15 protein-coding genes are annotated in these 22,485 nt (G+C 63.3%); 10 read left to right on the top strand and 5 right to left on the bottom strand.

Going from position 1 to position 22,485, the window contains the following annotated elements:
- Window positions 1-27 precede the first annotated feature (27 nt).
- The 7 genes from HXX15_RS00145 (at window position 28) to HXX15_RS00115 (ending at window position 11,371) form a co-directional block, all read left to right on the top strand.
- Window positions 28-1,284: an ABC transporter substrate-binding protein gene (locus HXX15_RS00145; protein WP_296511401.1), complete on the top strand. Its 1,257-nt coding sequence runs from the start codon at window positions 28-30 to the stop codon at window positions 1,282-1,284.
- Between the two features lie 179 nt (window positions 1,285-1,463).
- Complete coding sequence (locus HXX15_RS00140) at window positions 1,464-2,342, top strand: branched-chain amino acid ABC transporter permease (protein ID WP_296511399.1); 879 nt, start codon at window positions 1,464-1,466, stop codon at window positions 2,340-2,342.
- Between the two features lie 4 nt (window positions 2,343-2,346).
- A complete protein-coding gene (locus tag HXX15_RS00135) occupies window positions 2,347-4,866 on the top strand; it encodes a branched-chain amino acid ABC transporter ATP-binding protein/permease (protein ID WP_296511397.1) in 2,520 nt (839 codons plus the stop codon).
- 8 nt (window positions 4,867-4,874) lie between these two features.
- Complete coding sequence (locus tag HXX15_RS00130; RefSeq protein ID WP_296511395.1) at window positions 4,875-5,816, top strand: 3-hydroxyacyl-CoA dehydrogenase; 942 nt, start codon at window positions 4,875-4,877, stop codon at window positions 5,814-5,816.
- 33 nt (window positions 5,817-5,849) lie between these two features.
- Window positions 5,850-6,773, top strand: a complete 924-nt coding sequence (locus HXX15_RS00125; RefSeq protein WP_296511393.1) for a 3-keto-5-aminohexanoate cleavage protein — start codon at window positions 5,850-5,852, stop codon at window positions 6,771-6,773.
- 223 nt (window positions 6,774-6,996) lie between these two features.
- A complete protein-coding gene (locus HXX15_RS00120) occupies window positions 6,997-10,170 on the top strand; it encodes an efflux RND transporter permease subunit (protein WP_296511391.1) in 3,174 nt (1,057 codons plus the stop codon).
- A gap of 1 nt (window position 10,171) precedes the next feature.
- Entirely contained in the window at window positions 10,172-11,371 is a 1,200-nt protein-coding gene (locus HXX15_RS00115) for an efflux RND transporter periplasmic adaptor subunit (RefSeq protein ID WP_296511388.1), read from the top strand.
- Between the two features lie 240 nt (window positions 11,372-11,611).
- Here the strand turns inward: HXX15_RS00115 and HXX15_RS00110 are convergent, their stop codons facing one another.
- Both HXX15_RS00110 and HXX15_RS00105 read right to left on the bottom strand, forming a co-directional pair.
- Window positions 11,612-13,126 carry an acetyl-CoA acetyltransferase gene (locus tag HXX15_RS00110; protein ID WP_296511386.1) on the bottom strand — a complete coding sequence of 505 codons (1,515 nt, stop codon included), beginning with the start codon at window positions 13,124-13,126 and terminating at the stop codon, window positions 11,612-11,614.
- Window positions 13,127-13,325: 199 nt separating this feature from the next.
- Complete coding sequence (locus HXX15_RS00105; protein ID WP_296511384.1) at window positions 13,326-14,456, bottom strand: nitronate monooxygenase; 1,131 nt, start codon at window positions 14,454-14,456, stop codon at window positions 13,326-13,328.
- 270 nt (window positions 14,457-14,726) lie between these two features.
- Between HXX15_RS00105 and HXX15_RS00100 the strand changes: the two genes are divergently transcribed.
- Together HXX15_RS00100 and HXX15_RS00095 are read left to right on the top strand one after the other, a co-directional pair.
- Window positions 14,727-16,397 carry an NAD(P)/FAD-dependent oxidoreductase gene (locus tag HXX15_RS00100; RefSeq protein ID WP_296511382.1) on the top strand — a complete coding sequence of 557 codons (1,671 nt, stop codon included), beginning with the start codon at window positions 14,727-14,729 and terminating at the stop codon, window positions 16,395-16,397.
- Between the two features lie 232 nt (window positions 16,398-16,629).
- Window positions 16,630-16,959, top strand: coding sequence for a hypothetical protein (locus HXX15_RS00095; protein ID WP_296511379.1), 330 nt, complete (start codon window positions 16,630-16,632; stop codon window positions 16,957-16,959).
- A 181-nt stretch (window positions 16,960-17,140) separates the two neighbouring features.
- On the opposite strand, the gene HXX15_RS00090 is transcribed toward HXX15_RS00095, so the two are convergent.
- From HXX15_RS00090 to HXX15_RS00080, 3 genes are all read right to left on the bottom strand, one after another.
- On the bottom strand, window positions 17,141-19,621 hold the full coding sequence (locus HXX15_RS00090; RefSeq protein WP_296511377.1) for an EAL domain-containing protein: 2,481 nt from the start codon (window positions 19,619-19,621) through the stop codon (window positions 17,141-17,143).
- 9 nt (window positions 19,622-19,630) lie between these two features.
- Window positions 19,631-20,422 (bottom strand): substrate-binding domain-containing protein, encoded by a 792-nt coding sequence (locus HXX15_RS00085; RefSeq protein ID WP_296511375.1) that lies wholly within the window; start codon window positions 20,420-20,422, stop codon window positions 19,631-19,633.
- Window positions 20,423-20,724: 302 nt separating this feature from the next.
- Window positions 20,725-21,504 carry an SDR family oxidoreductase gene (locus tag HXX15_RS00080; RefSeq protein WP_296511373.1) on the bottom strand — a complete coding sequence of 260 codons (780 nt, stop codon included), beginning with the start codon at window positions 21,502-21,504 and terminating at the stop codon, window positions 20,725-20,727.
- 178 nt (window positions 21,505-21,682) lie between these two features.
- Between HXX15_RS00080 and HXX15_RS00075 the strand changes: the two genes are divergently transcribed.
- Complete coding sequence (locus HXX15_RS00075) at window positions 21,683-22,480, top strand: enoyl-CoA hydratase/isomerase (RefSeq protein ID WP_296511370.1); 798 nt, start codon at window positions 21,683-21,685, stop codon at window positions 22,478-22,480.
- The last annotated feature ends 5 nt before the right edge of the window (window positions 22,481-22,485 follow it).

The following is a 22,485-nucleotide window of genomic DNA, read 5'->3' as shown; positions in this document are numbered from 1 at the left end:
TGCGGCGGAGCAGGGAGAAAAACGCCGATGTCGCAAGACAACCATGTTACGCGCCGTGCGCTGTTGAAGACCGCCGGCGGCCTCGCGCTGGTGTCGGGGCTGTCCGCGCCGGCGATCCTGCGGGCGCAGACCGCCGACGTCATCCGCATCGGCCATTTGACGCCGCGCACCGGCTTTCTCGGGCCGCTCGGCGAATACGCCGTGATGGCGATCGACCTTGCGGTCGAGGAAATCAACGCCGCGGGCGGCATGATGGGCCGCAAGGTCGAGGTGCTGAAGGAGGACTCGGTCAATCCGCAGACTGCCTCGACCAAGGCCGAGCGGATGATCGAGCGCGACAAGGTCGCCTGCATCATCGGCGAGATTTCCTCGGCGTCGTGCCTGACCATCGCGCAGGTCGCCTCGCGCAACAAGACGCTGTTCATCAACACCGGCGGCAATTCCGACGCGCTGCGCGGCAAGGATTGCCAGCGCTACATGTTCCACGTCGAGAGCCAGAACTCGATGTATGTGAAGACGGTCGGCCGCTCGTTCCTGCGCGACGGCTTGGTCAAGGGCAAGAAGTGGTACTCGCTCACGGCGGACTACGCCTTCGGCCACGACCTGCTGAAAGTCTCGAAGCGCTTCATGGAAGCCAATGGCGGCCAGTTCGCCGGCGACGACCTGGTGCCGACCGACGCCACCGACTTCTCGGCCTATCTGCTGAAGATCCGCGAAGCCAAGCCCGATCTGGTGGTGATCAATCTCGCCGGCAACCAGATCACCAACTTCCTCAAGCAATACGCCGAATTCGGCCTGACCTTTCCGGTCGGCGGCTTCGGCTTCGACACCGCATTGGCCTGGGCGGCCGGCAAGGGCAATTTCGTCGGCACCTGGCCGGTGGTCTGGCATCACCAGATCGACACCCCCGGCAGCAAGGCGTTCGTCGCCGCCTTCACCAAGAAGTACAACAAGCCGCCTGAGAACCAGGCCTGGGGCGATTACATCGCCACCAAGATCGTCGCCGCCAGCGTCAATGAGCTGAAATCCGCGGAGTCGCCGAAGATCATCGAGCACTTCGAAAAGGGCGCCAAGTTCGACCTGTTGAAAACGCGGCAGGGCTACTTCCGCGCCTCCGACCATCAGCTGATGCACGAGATGTATGCGGTGACCGCATTGCCCGCCGACAAGATCAAGAACCAGTGGGACATCTTCACCTCGAGCCCCGCAGTCCCGGGCCCCGAAGAACCGCTGGAAGTGATCGCCGCCACCAAGGAGGAGAACAGCTGCACCTTCCCGAGCTGAGCGGATTGTCATTGGCTTTACGCTTGTCATTCCGGGGCGCGAGCAGCGTCAGCTGCGAGCGAACCCGGAATCCATAACCACTGCCGGGAGAACGGATTCCGGGCCTGCGCCCCAACAAGGGCGCATCCCGGAATGACGAACGTCGTTACATCGTTCCGAGCGCCAACACGGAAGTTCCCATGTCCACCATCCTGCTGGCGCAGCAAGTCCTCAACGGCCTTCTCGATGGCGTGTACTATCTGTTGATCGCGCTCGGGCTGTCGCTGATCTTCTCGCTCGGCGGCATCGTCAATCTGGCGCATGGCGCATTCTATGCGATCGGCGCCTATCTGACGCTGATCGTCTCGCCCTGGCTCGGCTTCGGCGGCGCCTTCGTGGTGGCGCCGGTGGTGGTGGCGCTGCTCGGCGTGGTGATCGAACGGCTGCTGTTTCGCCGCTTTTATCGCTCCGACCCGATCCTGTCGCTGCTGCTGACCTTTGGCCTCGCCATGGTGGCGGAGCAGGGGCTGCGGATGATCTTCGGCGCCCCACCGTTGTCGTATTCCATACCGCAGGCGCTGCGCGGCCAGGTCTTCATCGGCAGCTTCATCTATTCATTCTACCGCGTGGTGCTGCTCGGCGTCGCCGCCGCCTGTATCGCCGGGCTGTGGCTGCTGCTGCAGAAGACCTCGTTCGGCCGCGTGGTGCGCGCCGGGGTGCAGAACCCCGACATGGTCGGCGCGCTCGGCATTTCGCTGCAGCCCTATATGTCGGCGGTCGCGGCGCTGGGCATTGGGTTGGCGGGTCTCGCCGGCGTGCTGCTGGCGCCGATCTATTCGATCCATCCGGCGATGGGGCAGGAGATCATCACCCCCGCCTTCGTCGTGGTGGTGATTGGCGGGCTCGGCTCGTTCTGGGGCGTGGTGTTCGCCGCGCTGCTGGTCGGCCTGGTCAAGGGCGTGATGGTCGGGATCGGCTATTCCGCGGCCTCCACCGCCGCAATCTATCTGCTGATGCTCCTGGTGCTGCTGTTCCGGCCGCGCGGCCTGTTCGGCGAGCGCATCACAAGGTTCGAGTAGGCGGATGTTGAAACGCCTGCCGATTCCGCTGATCATTGCCGCGCTGGGCCTGCTGGCGTTGCCGCCGATTCTGCTGGCGCTCGGGCTTACCGTGACGTCGGCGACCGAAGTCGTCGTGTTCGCGCTGGCCTGCATGGCGCTGAACATCCTGGTCGGCTACACCGGCCTGGTGTCGTTCGGCCACGGCGCCTGGTTCGGCCTTGCGGCCTATGCCGCGGCGCTGATCCAGCGCGACCTGCTGCCGAATTCGCTGCTCGGCCCGATGCTGATCAGCCTCGTGATCGTCGCGGTGATCGCTACCGCGTTCGGCTATCTGATCCTGCGCCGCCGCGGGGTGTATTTCTCGCTGCTGACGCTGGCGCTGGCGGCGATGTTGTACAGCGTGGCGTTCCGCTGGACCGACGTCACCGGCGGCGAGAATGGCATCGGCGGCATCAAACGGCCATCGCTGCTCGGTTTCGATCTGGAATCCGGCACCACCTACTACGGGTTCGTCGCGATGATCTCGTTCGCGGTGCTGGTTTTGCTGTGGCAATTCCATCGCTCGCCGGCCGGCAGCGTGCTGGTGGCGATCCGCGAGAACGAGCAGCGCGCGCGGTTTCTCGGCTACCCGACCAATCGCTACAAGCTGATGGCTTTCGTGCTGTCGGCGACGATCACCGGCCTTGCCGGGATTCTGCTGTTGTACAAGAACCGGATGACTTCGGCCGATCCGATCTCGGTGGCTTTCTCCGGCGAATTGCTGGCGATGGTGGTGATCGGCGGCATGCGCAGCTTCCTCGGCCCCGCGCTGGGCGCGCTGTTCTTCATCCTGTTTCGTGAATTCCTCGGCATCTATACCGAGAACTGGCTATTCTGGTTCGGCCTGATCTTCGTCGGCTTCATCGTGTTCTCGCCGACCGGCCTGATCGGCTTCGGCGAGCGGCTGCTGTCGCCGTTCCGCAAGAAGGTGATCGAGGACGCCGCGATGTCGGCGCGCAAGATCGAGCCGTTGCCGCTGCCGGAATTTCTGCGGCCGAAGTCGACGGTCGAAGGCCCGGTGTTGGCGGCGCATCACATCGTCAAGAGCTTCGGCGGGATCAAGGCGGTGCAAGGCATCGACATCGCGATCGCCGATCGCACCCTGCACGCGCTGATCGGTCCCAACGGCGCCGGCAAGACCACGGCGTTCAATTTGCTGTCCGGGATGTTTTCGCCCGACAAAGGCAGCGTGACCCTGATGGGTCAGCCGATCGGCGGCCACACCCCGGAACAGATCGCCAGCGCCGGGATCGGTCGCTCGTTCCAGATCACCAATCTGTTTCCGGCGCTCAGCGTCGGCGAAAACATCCGCCTCGCGGTGCAGGCGCGGCATCCGCGCCGGTTCGATCCCTTGACCAATGCGCTGGCGATCGACGCCATCAATGGCGAGACCGACGGCGTGATCCGCTATCTCGGCCTCGCCGGCATCGAGAGCGCGGAAGCCGGGATGCTGTCCTATGGCGGGCAGCGGCTCTTGGACATGGGCGTGGCGCTGGCAACCGCACCGCGGATCCTGCTGCTCGACGAGCCGCTGGCCGGGCTCGCCGCCGCCGAACGCGAGCGGATCGGCGCCATCATCAAGCGGATTTCCGCGGATCTGCCGGTGCTGCTGGTCGAGCACGACATCGACCGCGTGTTCCAGCTCGCCGACCATGTCACGGTGATGAACGAAGGCACCGTGCTGCTTGACGGTTCGGTCGAGGACGCGCGCTCCAGCCCGAAGGTACAGGAGGTCTATATTGGCTCCGGCGCCAGCCATATCGCCGCGCAGCCGCGCGAATCCGCCGCCGGCCGGGACGCGCTGCTCGAGGCGGAGGCGGTCAACACCTTCTACGGCAAGAGCCACATCCTCAACGACGTCGCCTTCACCCTGCACGACAACGAGATCATCGCGCTGTTGGGCCGCAACGGCGCTGGCAAGTCGACGCTGCTGAAAACGCTGGTCGGGATCGCGCCGGCGTCCAGCGGATCGATCAGGCTGTCCGGCCATCAATTGATCGGGCTGTCGTCGGCGGAGAACGCGCGGCTCGGCATCGGCTATGTGCCGCAGGGCCGCGGACTATTCGCCGGCATGAGCGTCGCGCAGAACCTCGAACTCGGCGCCTTGAAGCGGCAAACCGGCAACGGCGTGCACTGGACCCGCGAGCGGATCTACGAGTATTTCCCGCGTATCAAGGAGCGGCTCGACAGTCCGGCGGATTATCTGTCGGGCGGCGAGCAGCAGATGGTGGCGGTGGCGCGCGCGCTGTCCGGCGACGTCCGGGTGCTGCTGCTCGACGAGCCGTTCGAGGGGCTGGCGCCGGCCATCGTCGAACAATTGTTCGAGACCTTCGATCGGCTGCGCAAGGAAATCGCCATCGTCATCGTCGATCACAATCTTGATCTGGCGCTGGCATTGTCGGACACCACGGTGGCGCTGGAGCGCGGCCGGGTGATTCACCAGGGGCCGTCGGCGGCGTTGCGCGACGATCTCGATCTGCGCCGCAAGGTGCTCTGGCTGTGAGTGACATCATGAACGACAACAACCGCAGCGTGGCGATCGTCGGCGTCGGCCTGATCGGCCGGGCCTGGGCCGCGATCTTCGCCCGCGCCGGCTGGAGTGTGCGGCTGACCGATCCGCACGCGCCGACGCTGAATGCAGCGCTGGCGCTGATCCGCGACGAGTTGCACGCGCTGGCGAAGCATGGGCTTGCCACAGATCCCGCCGCCGCCGCGGCGCGGGTCGCGGTCGCGGCGTCGCTGGCCGACGCCGTGCAGGGCGTCGCCTTCGTGCAAGAGAACGGCCCGGAAGACGTCGCGCAGAAGATCGCGATCTTCAAAGAGCTCGATCGCCTCGCGCCGCCCGACGCCCTGTTGGTGTCATCGACCTCGGCGATCGTCGCCTCGCGATTCACGGAAGGTTTGCCGGGCCGGGCGCGCTGCCTGGTCGGGCATCCGGTCAATCCGCCGCATCTGGTGCCGCTGGTCGAACTGTGCGGCGCGCCATGGACCGCGCCCGAGGCGATCGACCGCGCCCGCGCGATCTATCGCGCCATTGGCCAGGTCCCGGTGACGGTCAACAAGGAGATCAACGGCTTCATCCTCAACCGCCTGCAGGGCGCGCTGCTGGCGGAAGCGTTTCGGCTGGTCGGCGAGGGTTTTGTGTCGGCGGAAGATCTCGACCACACCGTCAAGGATGGCCTGGGGCTGCGCTGGTCGTTCCTCGGCCCGTTCGAGACCATCGAACTGAACGCACCCGGCGGCATTCCGGACTATTGCGCGCGCTACACCGGCTTTTACAAGGAACTGGCGGCCGCATCCGCCGGCCCCGAAGTGTATCAAAGCCCGAATGTCGACCGCGTGATCGCCGCCTGGCCGCATCAGCCGACCCCGGACCGGATCGCCGCGCTGACCGCGCGGCGCAACCAACGCCTCGCGGCGCTGGCCGCGCACAAGAAGACGCAGATCGACTAAGCCTGACGACTGAAAAGCAAGAAAGAGAGCAACATGGCCCGCAAAGTCATCATCACCTGCGCCGTCACCGGCGCGATCCATACGCCGTCGATGTCGAAGGCACTGCCGGTGACACCGCAAGAGATCGCCGATGCCGCGGTCGACGCCGCCGAGGCCGGCGCCGCGATCGTGCATCTGCACGCCCGCAACCCGAAGACCGGCCAGCCGGATCAGAGCCCGGAAGCCTTCGAGCCGTTTCTCAAGATCATCAAGCAGCGCTCCAACTGCGTGATCAATCTCACTACCGGCGGCTCGCCGACCATGACGGTGGACGAGCGGGTCCGCCCCGCTGCGGTCTACAAGCCGGAAGTCGCCTCTCTCAATATGGGTTCGATGAATTTCGCGTTTTTCGGCATGCTCAACCGGTTCAAGAGCTTCGAGCAAGACTGGGAGCTGAAGCACTTGCAGAACAAGGACATCGTGTTCCGCAACACCTTCGCGGACATCGAATATGTACTGAACACGCTGTCCGGCAGCGGCACGCGCTTCGAGTTCGAATGCTACGACACCGCGCATCTCTACAACCTGAACTACTTCCTCGAACAGGGCCTGGTGAAGCCGCCTTTGTTCGTGCAGACGGTGTTCGGCCTGCAGGGCGGCACCGGCGCGCATCCCGAGGACGTGCTGCACATGAAGCGCACCGCGGACCGGCTGTTCGGCGACAAATTCGTCTGGTCGGTGCTGGGCGCGGGCCGCAACCAGCTGCCGATCGCCGCGATGGCGGCTGCGATGGGCGGCAATATCCGTGTCGGCCTGGAAGATTCGCTTTGGGCTGCGCCTGGCCGCATGGCGGCGTCGAACGCCGAGCAGGTGACGCTGGCGCGCAAGATCATCGAGGGCCTCGGCCTCGAAATCGCGACGCCCGACGAAGCCCGCGAAATCCTTGATCTCAAGGGTGGCGACAAGCTGGAGGTTTGACGCCGCGGCGTATGACGTCGCAATGACGCGCGTCGACGCGCGTCATTGTGCATCGCAGCGATCAATCTCTCGTGAAAGTTCCGGCCGATCGCGGAAGTACCGCCTATGGGTGCTTAGAGCCCCCGGTCGCCGTTGGCTATTTGCCGCCGGTTCGGTTAAATCAGCTGTGGCGGCTGGTCCGCCCAATCCAAGTTAGTTCCATAGATCGGGGATTACCTGACTGATGATCGCGCTGGTCCGCATCGCCCTGAGCCGGCCGTACACCTTCGTCGTGCTGGCCTTGCTGCTGCTGATCGTCGGCCCGCTCGCCGCGCTGCGCACCCCGACCGACATTTTCCCCGAAATCCGGATCCCGGTGATCGGGGTGATCTGGCAATACACCGGGCTGCCGCCGGACCAGATGGCCGGCCGCATCACCACGCCGTTCCAGCGCGCTCTGACCACCACGGTCAACGACATCGAGCACATCTCGGCCAATTCCTATAGCGGCTTCGGCATCGTCAAGATCTTCTTCCAGCCCAACGTCGATATCCGCACCGCCAACGCCCAGGTCACCGCGATCTCGCAGACGCTGATCAAGCAGATGCCGCCCGGCGCCACGCCGCCTTTGATCCTGAACTACTCGGCCTCTACGGTGCCGATCATCCAGGTGGCGCTGTCGGGCGACGGGCTGACCGAGCAGAACCTCGCCGACATTGGCATCAACCAGTTGCGCACGCCGCTCGTCACGGTGCCGGGCGCCGCGATTCCCTATCCGTTCGGCGGCAAGCAGCGCCAGGTCCAGATCGATCTCGATCCCGGCGCATTGCAGGCCCGCGGCCTGTCCGGGCAGGACGTCGCCAACGCGCTGGCGGCGCAGAACCTGATCACGCCGGTCGGCACCCAGAAGATCGGCGGCTTCGAATACGTCATCCAGCTCAACAACTCGCCGTTGCAGATGGCCGATCTCGGCAACCTGCCGATCAAGACGGTGAACGGGGCGATGGTCTACGTCCGCGACGTGGCATCGGTGCGCGACGGCAACCCGCCGCAGACCAATATCGTGCATGTCGATGGCGCCCGCTCGGTGCTGATGATGGTGCTGAAGGCCGGCGCGGTCTCGACGCTGGATATCATCGCCGGCATCAAGCAGAAGGTAATCGACGTCAAGTCGTCGCTGCCGGACGCGCTGAAGATCGGCTTCATCGGCGACCAGTCGGTGTTCGTCCGCGGCGCCATCACCGGCGTCGCCTATGAGGGTATCATCGCCGCGCTGCTGACCAGCGTGATGATCCTGCTGTTTCTGGGCAGCTGGCGCTCGACGCTGATCATCGCGGTCTCGATCCCGCTGTCGGTGCTGGGCGCCGTCATCATGCTGTCGGTGATCGGTGAGACCCTGAATATCATGACGCTGGGCGGGTTGGCGCTCGCGGTCGGCATTCTGGTCGATGACGCCACGGTGACGATCGAGAACATCAACTGGCATCTGGAGCAGGGCAAGGAGGTCGAAACCGCGATCATGGACGGCGCCAACCAGATCGTGACCCCGGCCTTCGTGTCGCTGCTGTGTATTTGCATCGTGTTCGTCCCGATGTTCTTCCTGCAGGGCGTCGCGCGCTTCCTGTTCGTGCCGATGGCCGAAGCCGTGATGTTCGCGATGACGTGGTCGTTCCTGCTGTCGCGCACGCTGGTGCCGACGATGGCGAAGTATCTGCTGCAGCCGCACCTGCATCACAGCAGCATCGAAGGCAAACGTCCGTCGCGCAATCCGCTGGTCCGGTTCCAGCAGGGATTCGAAGGCCTGTTCTCGCGATTCCGGCACGGCTATGGCGATCTGTTGACGCTGGCGATGGCACACCGCGCGGTGTTCGTGTTCGGCTTCGTCGGGATCGTCGGCGTATCGTTTGCGCTGGTGCCGTATCTGGGCCGCAACTTCTTTCCCTCGGTCGACGCCGGCCAGATCCTGATGCATGTCCGCACCCAGGTCGGCACCAGGGTCGAGGAAACCGCCAATCAGCTCGCCGATGTGCAGAAGACGATCCGCCGGATCATTCCGCCGGACCAGATCGACACCATGACCGACAATATCGGCATGCCGATCTCGGGCATCAATCTCACCTATAACAACACCGGCGTGATCGGCACCCAGGACGGCGACATCCAGATCAAGCTGAAGCCCGAGCACCGGCCGACCGAGAACTACGTGCAGGCGCTGCGCGAGCAATTGCCGCGGCAGTTTCCCGGGATGAGTTTCGCCTTCCTGCCGGCCGACATCGTCAGTCAGATCCTGAATTTCGGCGCCCCGGCGCCGATCGATCTGCAAGTCCGCGGCGCCAATCTGGCTGCGAATTTCCAATACGCCAACAAGCTGTTGAGTAAGGTCCGACGGATTCCGGGCATCGCCGACGCACGGATCCAGCAATCGCCGAACAATCCGGTGTTCAACATCGACGTCGACCGCACCCGCGCGCAATATGTCGGCCTCACCGAGCGCGACGTCACCAACAGTTTGGTAGTCAACCTTGCCGGCTCTTCGCAAGTGGCGCCGACCTACTTTCTCAACCCGGACAACGGCGTGTCCTATTCGATCGTGATGCAGACCCCGCAGTATCTGATCGATTCATTGAGCGCGCTGGAGACGCTGCCGGTCTCCGCGGTGGGCGCTTCGAATTCGCCGATCCTTGGCGGCATCGCCAAGATCTCGCGCTCCGCCGGCAATGCGGTGATCTCGCAATACGACATCCAGTCGCTGGTGCAGATCTTCGCGACGCCGCAGGGCCGCGATCTTGGCGCGGTGGCGGCCGATGTCCGCAAGGTGATCGACGACACCGCAAGCGCGGTGCCGAAGGGCAGTTCGGTGGTGCTGCTGGGGCAGGTGCAGACCATGAACAGCGCGTTCTCCGGGCTGTTGTTCGGCCTATTGGCTGCGATCGTGCTGATCTATCTGCTGATCGTGGTGAACTTCCAGTCCTGGTCCGATCCGTTCGTGATCGTCAGCGCGCTGCCGGCGGCGCTGGCCGGCATTGTCTGGATGTTGTTCACCACCCACACCACGCTGTCGGTGCCGGCGCTGACCGGCGCAATCATGTGCATGGGCGTCGCCACCGCGAACAGCGTGCTGGTGATTTCGTTCGCGCGCGAACGCTACGCAGTGCTCGGCGATCCGGTGCCGGCCGCGCTGGAAGCCGGCTTCGTCCGTTTCCGTCCGGTGCTGATGACGGCGCTGGCGATGATCATCGGCATGGCGCCGATGGCGTTGGGGCTCGGCGAGGGCGGCGAGCAGAACGCGCCGCTCGGCCGGGCTGTGGTCGGCGGCCTGATTTTTGCTACCATCGCCACGCTGATGTTCGTGCCGGTGGTGTTCAGTATGGTCCACAAGAAGCAGCCGGCGCTAAACGCCGAGGCAGCGGAGATCTAGCATGTCGACTGAACCCAAAGCCGGACGGTCGCGACGCGGGCTGGGCATCGCCGGCGTCGCCGTGCTGTGCGTCGGGGTCGCGATCGTCGTCACCGGCATCATGGCGCGGGAAAAGGGCAATGCCGAGCTGCGGACCTGGACCGACGAGCAGGCAATCCCGAGCGTCGCGGTGACACTGCCCGACGGCAAGGTGCTCAACGCCACGCTTGATCTGCCGGGCCGGCTCGAGGCCTATTCAAGGGCGCCGATCTTCGCCCGCGTCTCGGGCTATCTGAAGAGCTGGAGCGCCGATATCGGCGCACGGGTCAAGGCCGGGCAGGTGATCGCCGAGATCGAGGCGCCCGACCTCGACCAGCAGCTGTTGCAGGCGCGCGCCGATCTCGCCAGCCAGCAGGCCAGTGCCAAACTGTCTGAAGCCACACTCAATCGGCGCAAGTCGTTGATCGCATCGAACTTCGTCTCGATGCAGGAAATCGACGAGCGCACCGCCGACCTCTCGAACAAGAAGGCGGCGGTGAACTCCGGCCAGGCCAATGTCGAGCGGCTGGAGGCGCTGGCCGGCTACAAGAAAATCGTCGTGCCGTTTGACGGCGTGGTGACCGAACGCAACACCGATGTCGGCGCGCTGATTTCCGGCGGCGCCGGCACCGGTCCCGCAATGTTCGTGATCTCCGATATCAGCAAGCTGCGGGTCTATGTCAACGTGCCGCAGAGTTACGCGCCCGCGATCAGGATCGGCGCCAAGGCGGTCATCACGCTGCCGGAATATCCGAACCGGACTTTTCCGGCGACGGTGGAAGCTTCGTCGCAGTCGGTCGATGTCGCTTCCGGCACCACGCGGATGCAGCTCGCGCTCGACAATGCCGGCGGCGAGTTGATGCCCGGCGGCTATGCCAATGTGAAGCTCAGCCTGGTACGCGACGCGGTGCCGCTGCACATTCCCGCCAGCGCGCTGATGTTCAACCAGGGCGGGTTGCGGGTCGCCACCGTCGGGTCCGACGAACGGGTGTTGTTCAAGACCGTGACGATTGCCCGCGATCTCGGCCGCGACATCGAGATCGGCGCTGGCCTCGCGGCGGATGACCGCATCATCGTCGCACCTCCGGATGGCCTCGCCGACGGAGACCAGGTCCGCGTCGTCGGCGCGACGAAGCGGCCCAAGCCCGCGACGGCGTCGGAGAAGCAGGACCAGAAGGGGTAGGGGCGCTCGCTCCACTTGCTGCCCGCATCGTGAGAGTCTGACTCAAAATGCGTTCAATGAAATCGACCGCTTGAGCTCGTCATTGCGAGGAGCTCTTGCGACGAAGCAATCCAGTCTGTGCCTGCGGCCCCTGGATTGCTTCGCTTTCGGCGGCGCTTCGCGCCGGCCTCGGCTCGCAATGACGAAATCGACCTTGGGTCTATTGGTTGCCTTTTTCGATCAGGCGCTCAGGATGACGGGCTATTCTGCCCGCCATTCCAACACGCCGTCGGCCGCGGTGCTGATCGCGCCGCGCGTGCCGACCGGGGTGCGGTCCAGATTGGTGAGATGCGCCAGCGTCGCGGCGTCCTGCGCTGGCACCCGCGCCAGCGCCCGCGCATTGTCGCCGGTGCGCAGCATCGCGACGCCGTGCTCGACCTCGTTGTTGCCGCTATAGATCACGGTGAAACTTTCTACCGTGCCGTCGCCGCTGGCGTCCGTTACGAAAGCCGGCACCGCGCCCCGCGCGGCGTCGGCCTTGTCCTGAACGTTGGTTTCTTGCTCAAGTGCAATCTCGGGCGCCTGCCGCGACAGCACCAGCGCGTGATGCTTGGTGACGAAGCCGCCCTGGCCGTACAGCAGGCCGAGCTTGGCGCCGTCGCGCAACCGTCGCACCATCGCGCAGGCGGCATGCGTCATATAGGTGTTGAGCGGCGCGCCGAAGAACGTCAGCCCACCGGTTACGGTCGGCTGCACGTCGTCGCCAAGGCCCAAAGTGCGCCGCGCCATTTTCGGCACGCAGGGAAAGCAACTGTACAGCTCGATCGCATCGAACGCCTTGCCGTCGCCGCCCACCAGCGCTTTCACCGTTTCCAGCACCGCGTTCTGGGCGTGGCTCTGATAGAACTGGTCGCGGATCAAATAGTCGCGCGGCTCCTCGGCCGAGGCGCCGCCGTGAACGAACACCAGCCGATCCTCGGCGATGCCGGCTTCGCGCGCGCGCGCCAGCGAGGTCAACAGCACCGCGGCGCCCTGGTTCACGGTCGGATTGGCGACCATCAGCTTGGTATAGGGCCAGGCGATCAGCCGATTGTCGGGCGACGGCGTGGTGATTTCGTCCGGCGCATAAGTGCGCTTGATCCAGGCATTCGGATTGTGCGACGCCACTTCCGAATAGCGCGCCCACAACTCGCCGGATTCCCGCAATGCTTCGCGCGGGGTTTGGCCCCAATGCGCGGCGGTGGCCGCCTCGTAGAACGGATACACCGTGATCGGGCGCGCGACGCCGAGCGTTCCCGCCATCGGTTTCTGGAACGCCGCGCCGCGCTTCGGCTCCGGCACGTCATGCGCGAACGGCGTCCACGGCATGTCGACGCCGGCGCGCTGCGCCTTGGTCGCGGTCGATTGCGCCTCGGCGCCGCACACCACGGCGACCTTGGCCTCGCCGCGCGCGATTCGCTGCGCCGCTTCGTGGATGTAGCGGATCGGGCTCTCGCCGCCGACCGGTCCGTAATAGGCGTGCGCCGGCTTGATGCCGAGCCGGTCGCTGAGCAACTGCTCGGGATCGCGGTAACGCCAGCTCAGGAAATTGACGATGTCGAGTGAGTCGATGTCGTTCAGCAGGCTTGCATTGGAATCCTGTCCGGCGCGCTTGATCGCTTTATGCAGCAGCGCCAGCGGCTCCAGCCCCGCGGTGAGTTCCTTCGGATGATCGGAGATTTCGCCGATCCCGACAATGACGGGGATGCGGTCCGGGCTGAGTTGGGTTGTCGTCATTTTCTTGTTGTCACTTTCTCAGACTTAATCGCGAAGGCCTCATCCTGAGAGTCTGTCTCAAATTGCGTTCAACAGAATTGAGACCTTAAACTTGTCATTGCGAGGAGCACTTGCGACGAAGCAATCCAGAGCCGCCGCTGGATTGCTTCGCCAACGGGTCGGCGCTTCGCGTCGACCCGTTGGCTCGCAATGACGGCACTCACTCCGCCACCAGCGCGTCGAGATGCTCGACCGCCTCGGCGAAATCCTCCTTGAACTCCTGCACCACAGCGCCGGCGCTCTTGACGCTGTCGATCAGGCCGACGCCTTGGCCGACGAAGTAGCTGACCAGATCGCGCGCCTGGGCGTTGCCGGCGGCGGCCGAGCGGTCAATCGCGTTGAAGGCGTCGCGGCTGATGATACTCTGCAGCGGCATCGGCAGCGCGCCGGGGCCAGGCCCGCGGTCCCAGGCGTCGGTCCACACCGAGCGCAGTTGCCGCGCCGGCTTGCCGGTGCGCCCCTTGGAGCGGATCGCGTCGCGCGAGGACGCCGCGATCATCTTCTCGCGGAAGATTTCGGTGGTCTCGGATTCCACCGTCGCCAGCCACACCGATCCGGTCCACACCCCGGCCGCGCCCATCGCCATGCAGGCCGCCATCTGCCGGCCGGTCATGATGCCGCCGGCGGCGAGCACCGGCACGTCGCGCATCGGCTTCACCGCCTTGATCACTTCCGGCACCAGCACCATGGTGGAGACCTCGCCGCAATGGCCGCCGGCCTCGGTGCCCTGCGCCACCAGAATATCGACGCCGGCCGCGACCTGGCGGATCGCGTGTTCCTTGGCGCCGACCAATGCAGCCACCGGCACGCCGTGCTGCTTGCCCATCTCGATCATCGCCTTCGGCGGCACGCCGAGCGCGTTGGCGATCAGCCGGATCGGATGCCGGAACGACACTTCGAGCAGCTGCAGCGCGTTGTCGGCGTCGAACGGCTGCGGCTCGTTCGCCCGCACCGGCGCTGGCGGCAGATCGATGCCGTATTTCTTCAGCAGGCTCCTGGTGAAGTCGCGATGCTCCGGAGTGACCCGCGCTTCCAGGCTCTGCCAGGTGACGTCCTTTTCGCCGGCCGTGGAAATGTTCTCCGGGATCAGCACGTCGAGCCCGTAGGGCTTGCCGTCGACGTGATCGTCGATCCATTTCAATTCCCGCTCGATGGTCTCGGGCGTGTGGATCGTCGCCCCCAGTACGCCGAAGCCCCCCGCGCGGCTGACGGCGGCGACCACGTCGCGGCAATGGCTGAAGGCGAACAGCGGGAATTCGATCCCCAGCATCTCGCAGACCGGCGATTTCATGACGAAGTTGCTCCCTATTATTCTTGCTTGCTCCCAGCCTGGCGCGGCGGGTTGGGATTCACGCTAGCGCATCGAGGGAGGCGCTGCCAAGCGCTTCGGCGGCATCTTCACGAGCGCAACCGCGGCTCTCTCCATCATCAGGTCCATGTGTATTCCGTCGTGCAAAATATCCGCGCCCGTGCACATGTCCCATGCTCGTTGCCCCTTGCGCTTTGCCGGCGCGGAGGGAATGCTGCGGCCCAACAATCAAGAACAATCGGGAGTGAATTTATGACCGCGTCGCAGCCTCAGCCCGCCAACAGCCCCGCCGCATCCGCCCGCGCCGACGTCGTGGTGGTCGGCGCCGGATTCGCCGGCATGTATTTGCTGCACCGGCTACGCGAGCAAGGGTTCTCAGTGCGGGTCTTTGAGCAGGGCGGCGACGTCGGCGGCACCTGGTACTGGAACCGCTATCCCGGCGCGCGCTGCGACGTCGAGAGTATGCAATATTCCTATTCGTTCTCCGACGAACTGCAGCAGCAATGGGATTGGAGCGAGCGCTACGCGCCGCAGCCGGAAATTCTGGCCTATGCCAGCCACGTCGCCGACCGCTTCGGGCTACGCCGCGACATCCAGTTCAACACCCGCGTCGACTCCGCAGTGTTCGACGAGGCGGCGAGCGAATGGACGGTGACGACCTCCGACGGCGCCACCGTCACCGCGCGCTATGTGGTGCTCGCCACCGGCTGCCTGTCCAACGCCCGGATGCCGGAAATCGACGGCCTCGATCAGTTCAAGGGCCAAGTCTATCACACCGGGCACTGGCCGCACGAGCCGGTCGATTTCACCGGCTTGCGCGTCGGCGTGATCGGCACCGGCTCCTCCGCGATCCAGTCGGTGCCGATCATCGCCGAACAGGCCAGCCGGCTGACGGTGTTTCAGCGCACCGCGAATTTCTCGGTGCCGGCGCGCAACGCGCAGTTGACGGCGGAGGAGCGGCAGGCGTTTCGCGACAATTATCCGGAAATCCGCCGTCGCGCGCGCGAGGAGATGCGCAACGGCATCGTGCAGCCGCTGCCCGACCGCGGCGCGCTCGACGACACTGAGGAGGCACGCCGCGAGAAGTATCTGGCGCGCTGGACCAGCGGCGGGCTGACCTATATGGGCGTCTACAACAATCTGATCCTCGACAAGGCGGCCAACGACACCGCCGCGGATTTCGTTCGCGACAAGATCGCCGAGATCGTCCAGGACCCGCGAGTCGCCAAATTGCTGCAGCCGGACAATCATCCGATCGGCTCGAAGCGAATCTGCGTCGATACCGACTACTACGCGACCTTCAATCGGCCCAATGTCGAACTGGTCGACATCCGCGCCAATCCGATCGAGCGCATCTTGCCCGACGGCGTGCGCACCACCGGCCAGGACTACAAGCTCGACGCGCTGGTGTTCGCCACCGGCTTCGACGCCATGACCGGTTCGGTTGCCAAAATCGAGATCGTGGGCCGCGGCGGAAAGACGCTGAACCAGAAATGGGCGGCGGGCCCGCGCACCTATCTCGGCCTGATGAGCGAGGGCTTTCCCAATCTGTTCCTGATCACCGGCCCCGGCAGCCCGTCGGTGTTGAGCAACATGATCGTGTCGATCGAGCAGCACGTCGACTGGATCACCGACTGCCTCAGCTATATGCGCGAGCGCGGGCTCGATTGCATGGAGGCGACGCGGCCGGCCGAGGACAAGTGGGTCGCACATGTCAACGAGGCGGCGCAGGGCACGCTCTATCCGCAGGCGAATTCCTGGTACATGGGCGCCAACGTCCCGGGCAAGCCGCAGATCTTCATGCCCTATATCGGCGGCGTCGGGGCCTATCGGCAGATCTGCAACGACGTCGCGACGAAGGGCTATGAGGGGTTTGCGATGAGCGCGGCGGTTTCGGCCGAACGCAAGGCAGCGGCGTCGTAGAGCCCGTCATTGCGAGCCGAGGTCGGCGCAACGCGCCGGCCGGAGGCGAAGCAATCCTAGGGGTGGCCGGCGGAGCCGTCGATTGTCTGGTACGCAAATCCTCCTGGCAATGACTCGTGGTCGACCTCGCCGGAAGAGGACAGACGCCGAGAGCACTAATTTTTTTCGCAATTCCAGGATGAGAGGCCAATATCGCGATATAAGAAGCCGTGCGGTTTGACGGGAGGAAATTATGCCTCGCTTTGGACTTGTGTTTTTCGCTCTATTTTCGCTGACATTGAATGCATTTGGTCAGAGTGCAGGCGATGTCTTTGCCTGCAAAAATTCGGATACAATTCAGCTGCTCCGGCGGCTTCTGCAGCAAAACGACCGAGCAGCTGTCAGAAAACTGCAGGACGACAGTCTTCGCTCAGGTGACTGCACGATGCTGCCCGGCAATTCGCTAGCATTCGTCGCAGCAGTCGATAACAACGAGGTCGCCATGGTCCGCCAAAAAGGTGGAACATTGGAAGTTTGGACTTTGACGTCGTCATTGCCGCCTGGGGTGTTTCCGGGAAGGTAGGCGTCACGTTCCCCGTTTGTGACGAGACAGCTTTGCGTGCCGCGTCAATCGGTCTGAGACTTATCTAACTTTCGAAGGCTGATCGTATGAACGATCTTGCCAGAAGTCATTTTTTGTCGCCGATCGTAACAGTTTTGATTGCCTCGTCCACAAACGACCCGGCTGTTGTCTCAGCCGTGGTTCACGCCACAATACTCTTCGACGATTGCAGCAGCCTCAGCAATTGATAGGTTTCCTTCAAAGGCACGGCCCGGCTAAACAGGAACCCCTGCACTTCATCGCAACCTTCCTCCCTCAGCACGCGGAGCTGACGGTCGGTTTCGACGCCTTCGGCGAGGGTTGTCATTCCGAGATTCTTTCCCAGCCCGATCGCGGCACGGACGATCGCCAGTGAGTCGTCTTGTTTGCCAAGCCCGCAAACGAAGCTCTGATCGATCTTGATTTTGTCGAAGGGAAAACTCCGCAGGTAGCTCAGACTTGAATATCCTGTCCCGAAATCATCCATGGAAATCTGCACACCAAAGCTCTTGAGCCGATGCAGCATTTCGAGGACCGACTCATTGTCTTGAAGCAAGGCAGTTTCGGTGATTTCCAGCTCAAGTCTTCCGGGTTCGAGATGTGTGGTAGCCAAAGCGCTGAACACGGTTTGAACCAGTTTTGGATTTCTAAACTGAACCGGTGAAAGGTTTATGGCAACCCGGATATGCCGAGGCCAACTCAGTGCATCGGCGCAAACCTGTCTCAGTATCCATTCACCTAACGGGATGATCAGACCGGTCTCCTCTGCGACAGGAATAAACTCTGCCGGCGATACCATCCCGCGACCCGGATGCCGCCAGCGGATGAGAGCTTCGAAAGCGATCACCTCGTTACTGCTCACCGAAACGATCGGTTGATAGAACATCTCGAACTGCTTCTCGGCCAGTGCGGCACGTAAATCGACCTCCAGCTGGCGGCGCGCTCTAACCCTTGCGTTCATTTCCGGTTCGAAGAAACGGTGGGTTCCTCGCCCGGCAGCTTTGGCGCCATACAGGGCCATGTCGGCGCACTTCAGAAGGTCGTCCGACGTGGACGCGTCGCCCGGCGAAATAGCAATGCCAATGCATGCGCCCACTACGACCTGATTTTCGGAAAGATCATACGGCGCGCTCAAGGCTTCGGTCACGATCAGTGCTAGCGCATTGGCGCCTCCCGGCCGGCATGGTCCCCGCTGCAGGACTGCAAACTCGTCGCCTCCCAGTCGGGCCGCCATTCCCTGATCCCCGATGCAGCGAACCAGTCGGCTGGCGACTTGCCTGAGGAGTTCATCCCCGGCGGCATGGCCGAACATGTCATTGACGCCCTTGAAGCCGTCGAGATCCAGGCAGAAAATTGCGAGTTGATCTGTCTCGCCTGCGGCTTGGAGCATTTCCTTGAGTGTGCGCTGAAAGAGATGTCTATTCGGCAGATCGGTGAGGGTGTCGTACTCAGCCATGTGGACGATCTGCCGTTCAGCCGTCCTTCGTTGGGTAACATCCTCGTAGGTACCAACCCATCCCCCGCCGGGCATTTCGCGCCTCGTGACGTCAATGGTTCGACCGTCCGGGACTTCTTGCTGATAAGAGTTCGCCCCATCGACGAATTTGCGGGCGCAGGAAGATTGATAGACCTGTCTTGCCGACCCTCTCGGAAAACCGCCTGCGGATTCGATGCATTGAATCAATTCGAGAAGGCCGATGCCGGAAACGACGCTTTCGCGCGATAATCCGAACATTTCCAGGAAGCGGTCATTGCACAGGATCAGCCTTTGTTTCGCATCAAACATGCAGAGACCCTGTACCATATTGTTTAGGGCTGCATCGAGCTGAAGGTGGGCCAGACCAAGCGAGATTGCGTTGTCTTTAAATACATCGACCGTTCGAGCAATGTCGCCCATTTCGTCGAGGGCGTTTGTAAAGGGCACGTCGACGACAAGCTCATCATTGCATAGCCGACGCATCACGGCCGTGAGTTTTCCGAGCCGTTTCAGGATGTGGTGTTTGGTCCACACCGAGACCGGTCCAATCAGTACGAAAGCGACAAATGCGGATGCGATGACCCACAAGATCAGATCATTCGAAGCCTTCGACAGCTGGTTGACCTCGCGATCGACAGAGTGGATCTGCTCCGCATACCACCTTTGCAGGGCGCTTTGGATCGCGGTTGCCGCCTGCGAGTAATCGCCCTGGCTGACTTCGAGAGCGTTGTCTTGAGCGAAGCTGTTGGCGAGCATCAAAACACGATTCCCCGCTTCTCTCAATTTGGGAGTTTGGACGGCTATCTCCGCTAGCAGTCGCTCTTCAGGCGTGTCGGTTCCCAATCGTTTCGCGTGAACGCTCACATCTATTTGCACATCGATCGGCTCGATTGCCTGGCGGATTTTCTGAAGGCGACGTCGGTCAAGTTCGGCGGGCGCCCCCGTTATCAGTGCGCGGTGCTGCTCGAACAAAACCTCGAGCTGAGTAACGGTTTGAATCCCCACGACGCCTTCGCGATAGAGTCGCTCGGCAGCGAGTTGCGTTTGAATGGCGAAGAGAATGGATGCCGTGGCAAGAACCAAGAGCGCGACAAGAGCGATTGCAGTAAGAAGGTAGAGTTTCGCCGCGATGCCGTAGCGGATTGACGCCAATAGTCGTGATAGCATGGCGCGCCCCTAGGTGCCGTGATTGGCGATACGGCGAAACGCCTCGATGGTGGCTATGGCCTCGGGTGAAGGATCATCCAGGCTGACCAGGCTCAAGATTTGCTCGATCGGCTCATCCGTGATCATCTCCACCGCAGAGCTCGACTTGACGATTGCCAATTGGGTAATGCCGATAGCTCCGGGTTCCTGCGCTACTATTCTGACGATCTGGGTGCCCACCTGAACCCTGATTGCATCGGGGGCCGAGATGTGCGCTGCGCCGAGCAGCCTCGCTTCGACTGAGGCAAGCACGCCGCCGCCTTCACGAACGGCCACGACCCGGATCGGCAGGTCGGGGCCGCCCAATTGCTTCCAGTTGGAGATCTCGCCGGTCAGGATTTTTCCGATTTCCTGAAGGCGCGCCATACGGACCGGATTGTCCGGATGAATAACCAGAGCGGCCCGGGTTCGGACGATTTCAAACGCCTTCAATCTCTGGAGCGGAAGACCTGGATCGGACTTGCGCAGGATTTCCATTTCCCGCTCAAGGGTCGTGGAAATCATCGCCAGGTCGGCCTTGTGCTCCAGCAGAGCCAGCAGCCCCAGGCTCGATTTGTTGGGAATAATCTCGAGGTGGTGGCCGGTTTGAGCTTCCACTACGCCTGCAAGAGGTAGAGCGACTCCGGTCGTAAACGTGGTCGATCCTTGGAGAACAAGATTCTCCGAACGGGCGGTGTTGATGCCGACTGATCCAGCTACGACGGTTGCGAGAATGAGCCTATTCAGGTTCCATTTGTGGAACTTGACGGAGTTGATTGCCATGGCTTGTTCCCAACGTTGTAGCAAACGGTAAGGGGGGAGGGACCAAGGTGGGGTTACCAAAGGAAGTGAATTTGTGCTTAAGCGTCAGAATCCCGAGGTAACCAGGGCGATACGCTGGCGCTGGCAATGATCAATGCGAGCTCCGCTCTGGGTCAAAAGTGCCGGCTCCGATGAGCTCGCCGGATGTTAGGCCCGCGCGCGATCTGCCGGCGTCCGGTTACGAAGTGAGCCCATCGGATTGATCGCAGGCATGGATCGCTGCGGACTCGGCGCAACTGCGCCGTTGCCGACCCCGCTTGGGATTAGAATGCCGTATATCCCCCGTCGATCACGAAGGTGTCCGCGGTGTGGTACGATGACGCCTTGCTCATCAGATACACCGCGATGCCGCCGAAATCTTCCGGCTCGCCGAACCGGCGCACCGGAATCCGCGGCATCACATTGGCGACGAACTTCTCGTTGCCCATGATGCCTGCGGTCATATCGCTCTTGATCCAGCCCGGCAGGATGGCGTTTGCAGTGACGCCCTGCCGCGCCAGTTCGACCGCCAGCGCGCGGACCAGCGCGTTGATCGCGGCCTTGGTCGCGGCGTAGTGCTCGTTGCGTGCGGTGCCGAAGATCGAGGCCAGCGACGAGGTCGCGACCAGCCGGCCGAACGGATCGCCCGCAGTGGCGCGTTCGGTCATGTGCCGCGCCGCGGCCTGAAACACGTGGAAGACGCCGTCGAGATTGGTGGCGAACATCTCGCGCCATTGTTGCTCGGTGCGGTCGATGAAGGCATGGCGACCGCCGCCGCCGATCCCCGCATTGGCAAAGCAGCCGTCGACCCGGCCGAAGCTTTGCAGCGTCGCATCCATCGCGGTCTTGACCGAGGCGGTGTCGGTGACGTCACAGATCCGGGCTTCGACCTTGCCGGGCGCGTCGGCCATTGCGGCCAGCGCGGCCTTGTTCTTATCGGCGTTGCGGCCCCAGATCGAGACGTTGCAGCCGGCCGTGGCCAGCGCCTGCGCCATGCCGAGCCCGATGCCGCCATTGCCACCGGTGACGATCGCGACGCGGCCGCTCAGATCGAAAATGCTCATGATGTTTCCTCGAGGCGTTTCCATTTGCTCTGGCGCGCGTTACACCGTGCGTCTGGTGCCGGGCAGCCGTTCGAACCGGACCATGGACAAGCCGGTTCGAAAAATCAAATATGGCGGCGAGTTCGAAAGCGTTCCACACCGCGGAATAAACACGCGGGCCACCATCGCGAGGAAACCCATGCAGTTCAAACACGTCACGCTCGATTTCGACGGCGCCGTCGCCATCCTGAAGCTCGACCACCAGGAGGTGATGAACGCGGTGTCGATCGACATGCTGGGCGGCCTCGGCGAGGCGCTGGATGCGATCGACGACAAGCGCGCGGAGGTGCGCTGCCTGGTGATCACCGGCGCCGGACGCGCCTTCTGCACCGGCGCCAATCTGCAGGGTCGCAGCAACGACAACAAGATGAGCAGCGGCAAGGGCGCCGGCGCGGCGCTGGAGACCGCGTTCCATCCGTTCCTGCGGCGGTTACGCAAGCTGCATTGCCCGATCGTCACCTCGGTCAACGGTCCAGCCGCCGGCGCCGGCATGAGCTTCGCGCTGATGGGTGACATGATCCTGTGCGCGCGCTCGTCGTATTTCCTGCAGGCGTTCCGCCGCATCGGCCTGGTGCCGGATTGCGGCTCGACCTGGATCCTGCCGCGATTGATCGGCAAGGCGCGCTCGGTCGAGTTGTCGCTGCTCGGCGAAAAGCTGCCGGCCGAAAAGGCGCTGGAATGGGGATTGGTCAACCGGGTCCATGACGATGCGGCATTGTGGGACGAGACCCTGAAGCTCGCGCATGAATTGGCTAACGGTCCGACCGTCGCGCTGGCGCTGATCCGCAAGATGTATTGGGACAGCCCGGAAAACTCGTTCGAGCAGCAGCTCAATCTGGAATTCGAGTCGCAGCGGATCGCCGGCTCGACCGACGACTTCAAGGAAGGCGTCGGCGCATTCCTGGAAAAACGCCCGGCGAAGTTCAAGGGCAAATAGGCCGC

Origin of the sequence: Rhodopseudomonas sp. (genome assembly GCF_013377015.1) — a bacterium.
Lineage (GTDB): Bacteria > Pseudomonadota > Alphaproteobacteria > Rhizobiales > Xanthobacteraceae > JARJEH01.
The sequence above is the reverse complement of the archived record's forward strand: the minus strand, read 5'-3'. Positions and strand labels throughout refer to the sequence as shown.

Bases quoted from the DNA above. Each gene is read 5' to 3' on its own strand.
- HXX15_RS00075 (WP_296511370.1), top strand. From the start codon at position 21,683: ATGCAGTTCAAACACGTCACGCTCGATTTCGACGGCGCCGTCGCCATC.
- HXX15_RS00090 (WP_296511377.1), bottom strand. From the start codon at position 19,621: ATGCTATCACGACTATTGGCGTCAATCCGCTACGGCATCGCGGCGAAA.
- HXX15_RS00135 (WP_296511397.1), top strand. From the start codon at position 2,347: ATGTTGAAACGCCTGCCGATTCCGCTGATCATTGCCGCGCTGGGCCTG.
- HXX15_RS00145 (WP_296511401.1), top strand. From the start codon at position 28: ATGTCGCAAGACAACCATGTTACGCGCCGTGCGCTGTTGAAGACCGCC.
- HXX15_RS00110 (WP_296511386.1), bottom strand. From the start codon at position 13,126: ATGACGACAACCCAACTCAGCCCGGACCGCATCCCCGTCATTGTCGGG.
- HXX15_RS00140 (WP_296511399.1), top strand. From the start codon at position 1,464: ATGTCCACCATCCTGCTGGCGCAGCAAGTCCTCAACGGCCTTCTCGAT.
- HXX15_RS00130 (WP_296511395.1), top strand. From the start codon at position 4,875: ATGAACGACAACAACCGCAGCGTGGCGATCGTCGGCGTCGGCCTGATC.
- HXX15_RS00125 (WP_296511393.1), top strand. From the start codon at position 5,850: ATGGCCCGCAAAGTCATCATCACCTGCGCCGTCACCGGCGCGATCCAT.
- HXX15_RS00120 (WP_296511391.1), top strand. From the start codon at position 6,997: ATGATCGCGCTGGTCCGCATCGCCCTGAGCCGGCCGTACACCTTCGTC.
- HXX15_RS00105 (WP_296511384.1), bottom strand. From the start codon at position 14,456: ATGAAATCGCCGGTCTGCGAGATGCTGGGGATCGAATTCCCGCTGTTC.
- HXX15_RS00085 (WP_296511375.1), bottom strand. From the start codon at position 20,422: ATGGCAATCAACTCCGTCAAGTTCCACAAATGGAACCTGAATAGGCTC.
- HXX15_RS00095 (WP_296511379.1), top strand. From the start codon at position 16,630: ATGCCTCGCTTTGGACTTGTGTTTTTCGCTCTATTTTCGCTGACATTG.
- HXX15_RS00100 (WP_296511382.1), top strand. From the start codon at position 14,727: ATGACCGCGTCGCAGCCTCAGCCCGCCAACAGCCCCGCCGCATCCGCC.
- HXX15_RS00115 (WP_296511388.1), top strand. From the start codon at position 10,172: ATGTCGACTGAACCCAAAGCCGGACGGTCGCGACGCGGGCTGGGCATC.
- HXX15_RS00080 (WP_296511373.1), bottom strand. From the start codon at position 21,504: ATGAGCATTTTCGATCTGAGCGGCCGCGTCGCGATCGTCACCGGTGGC.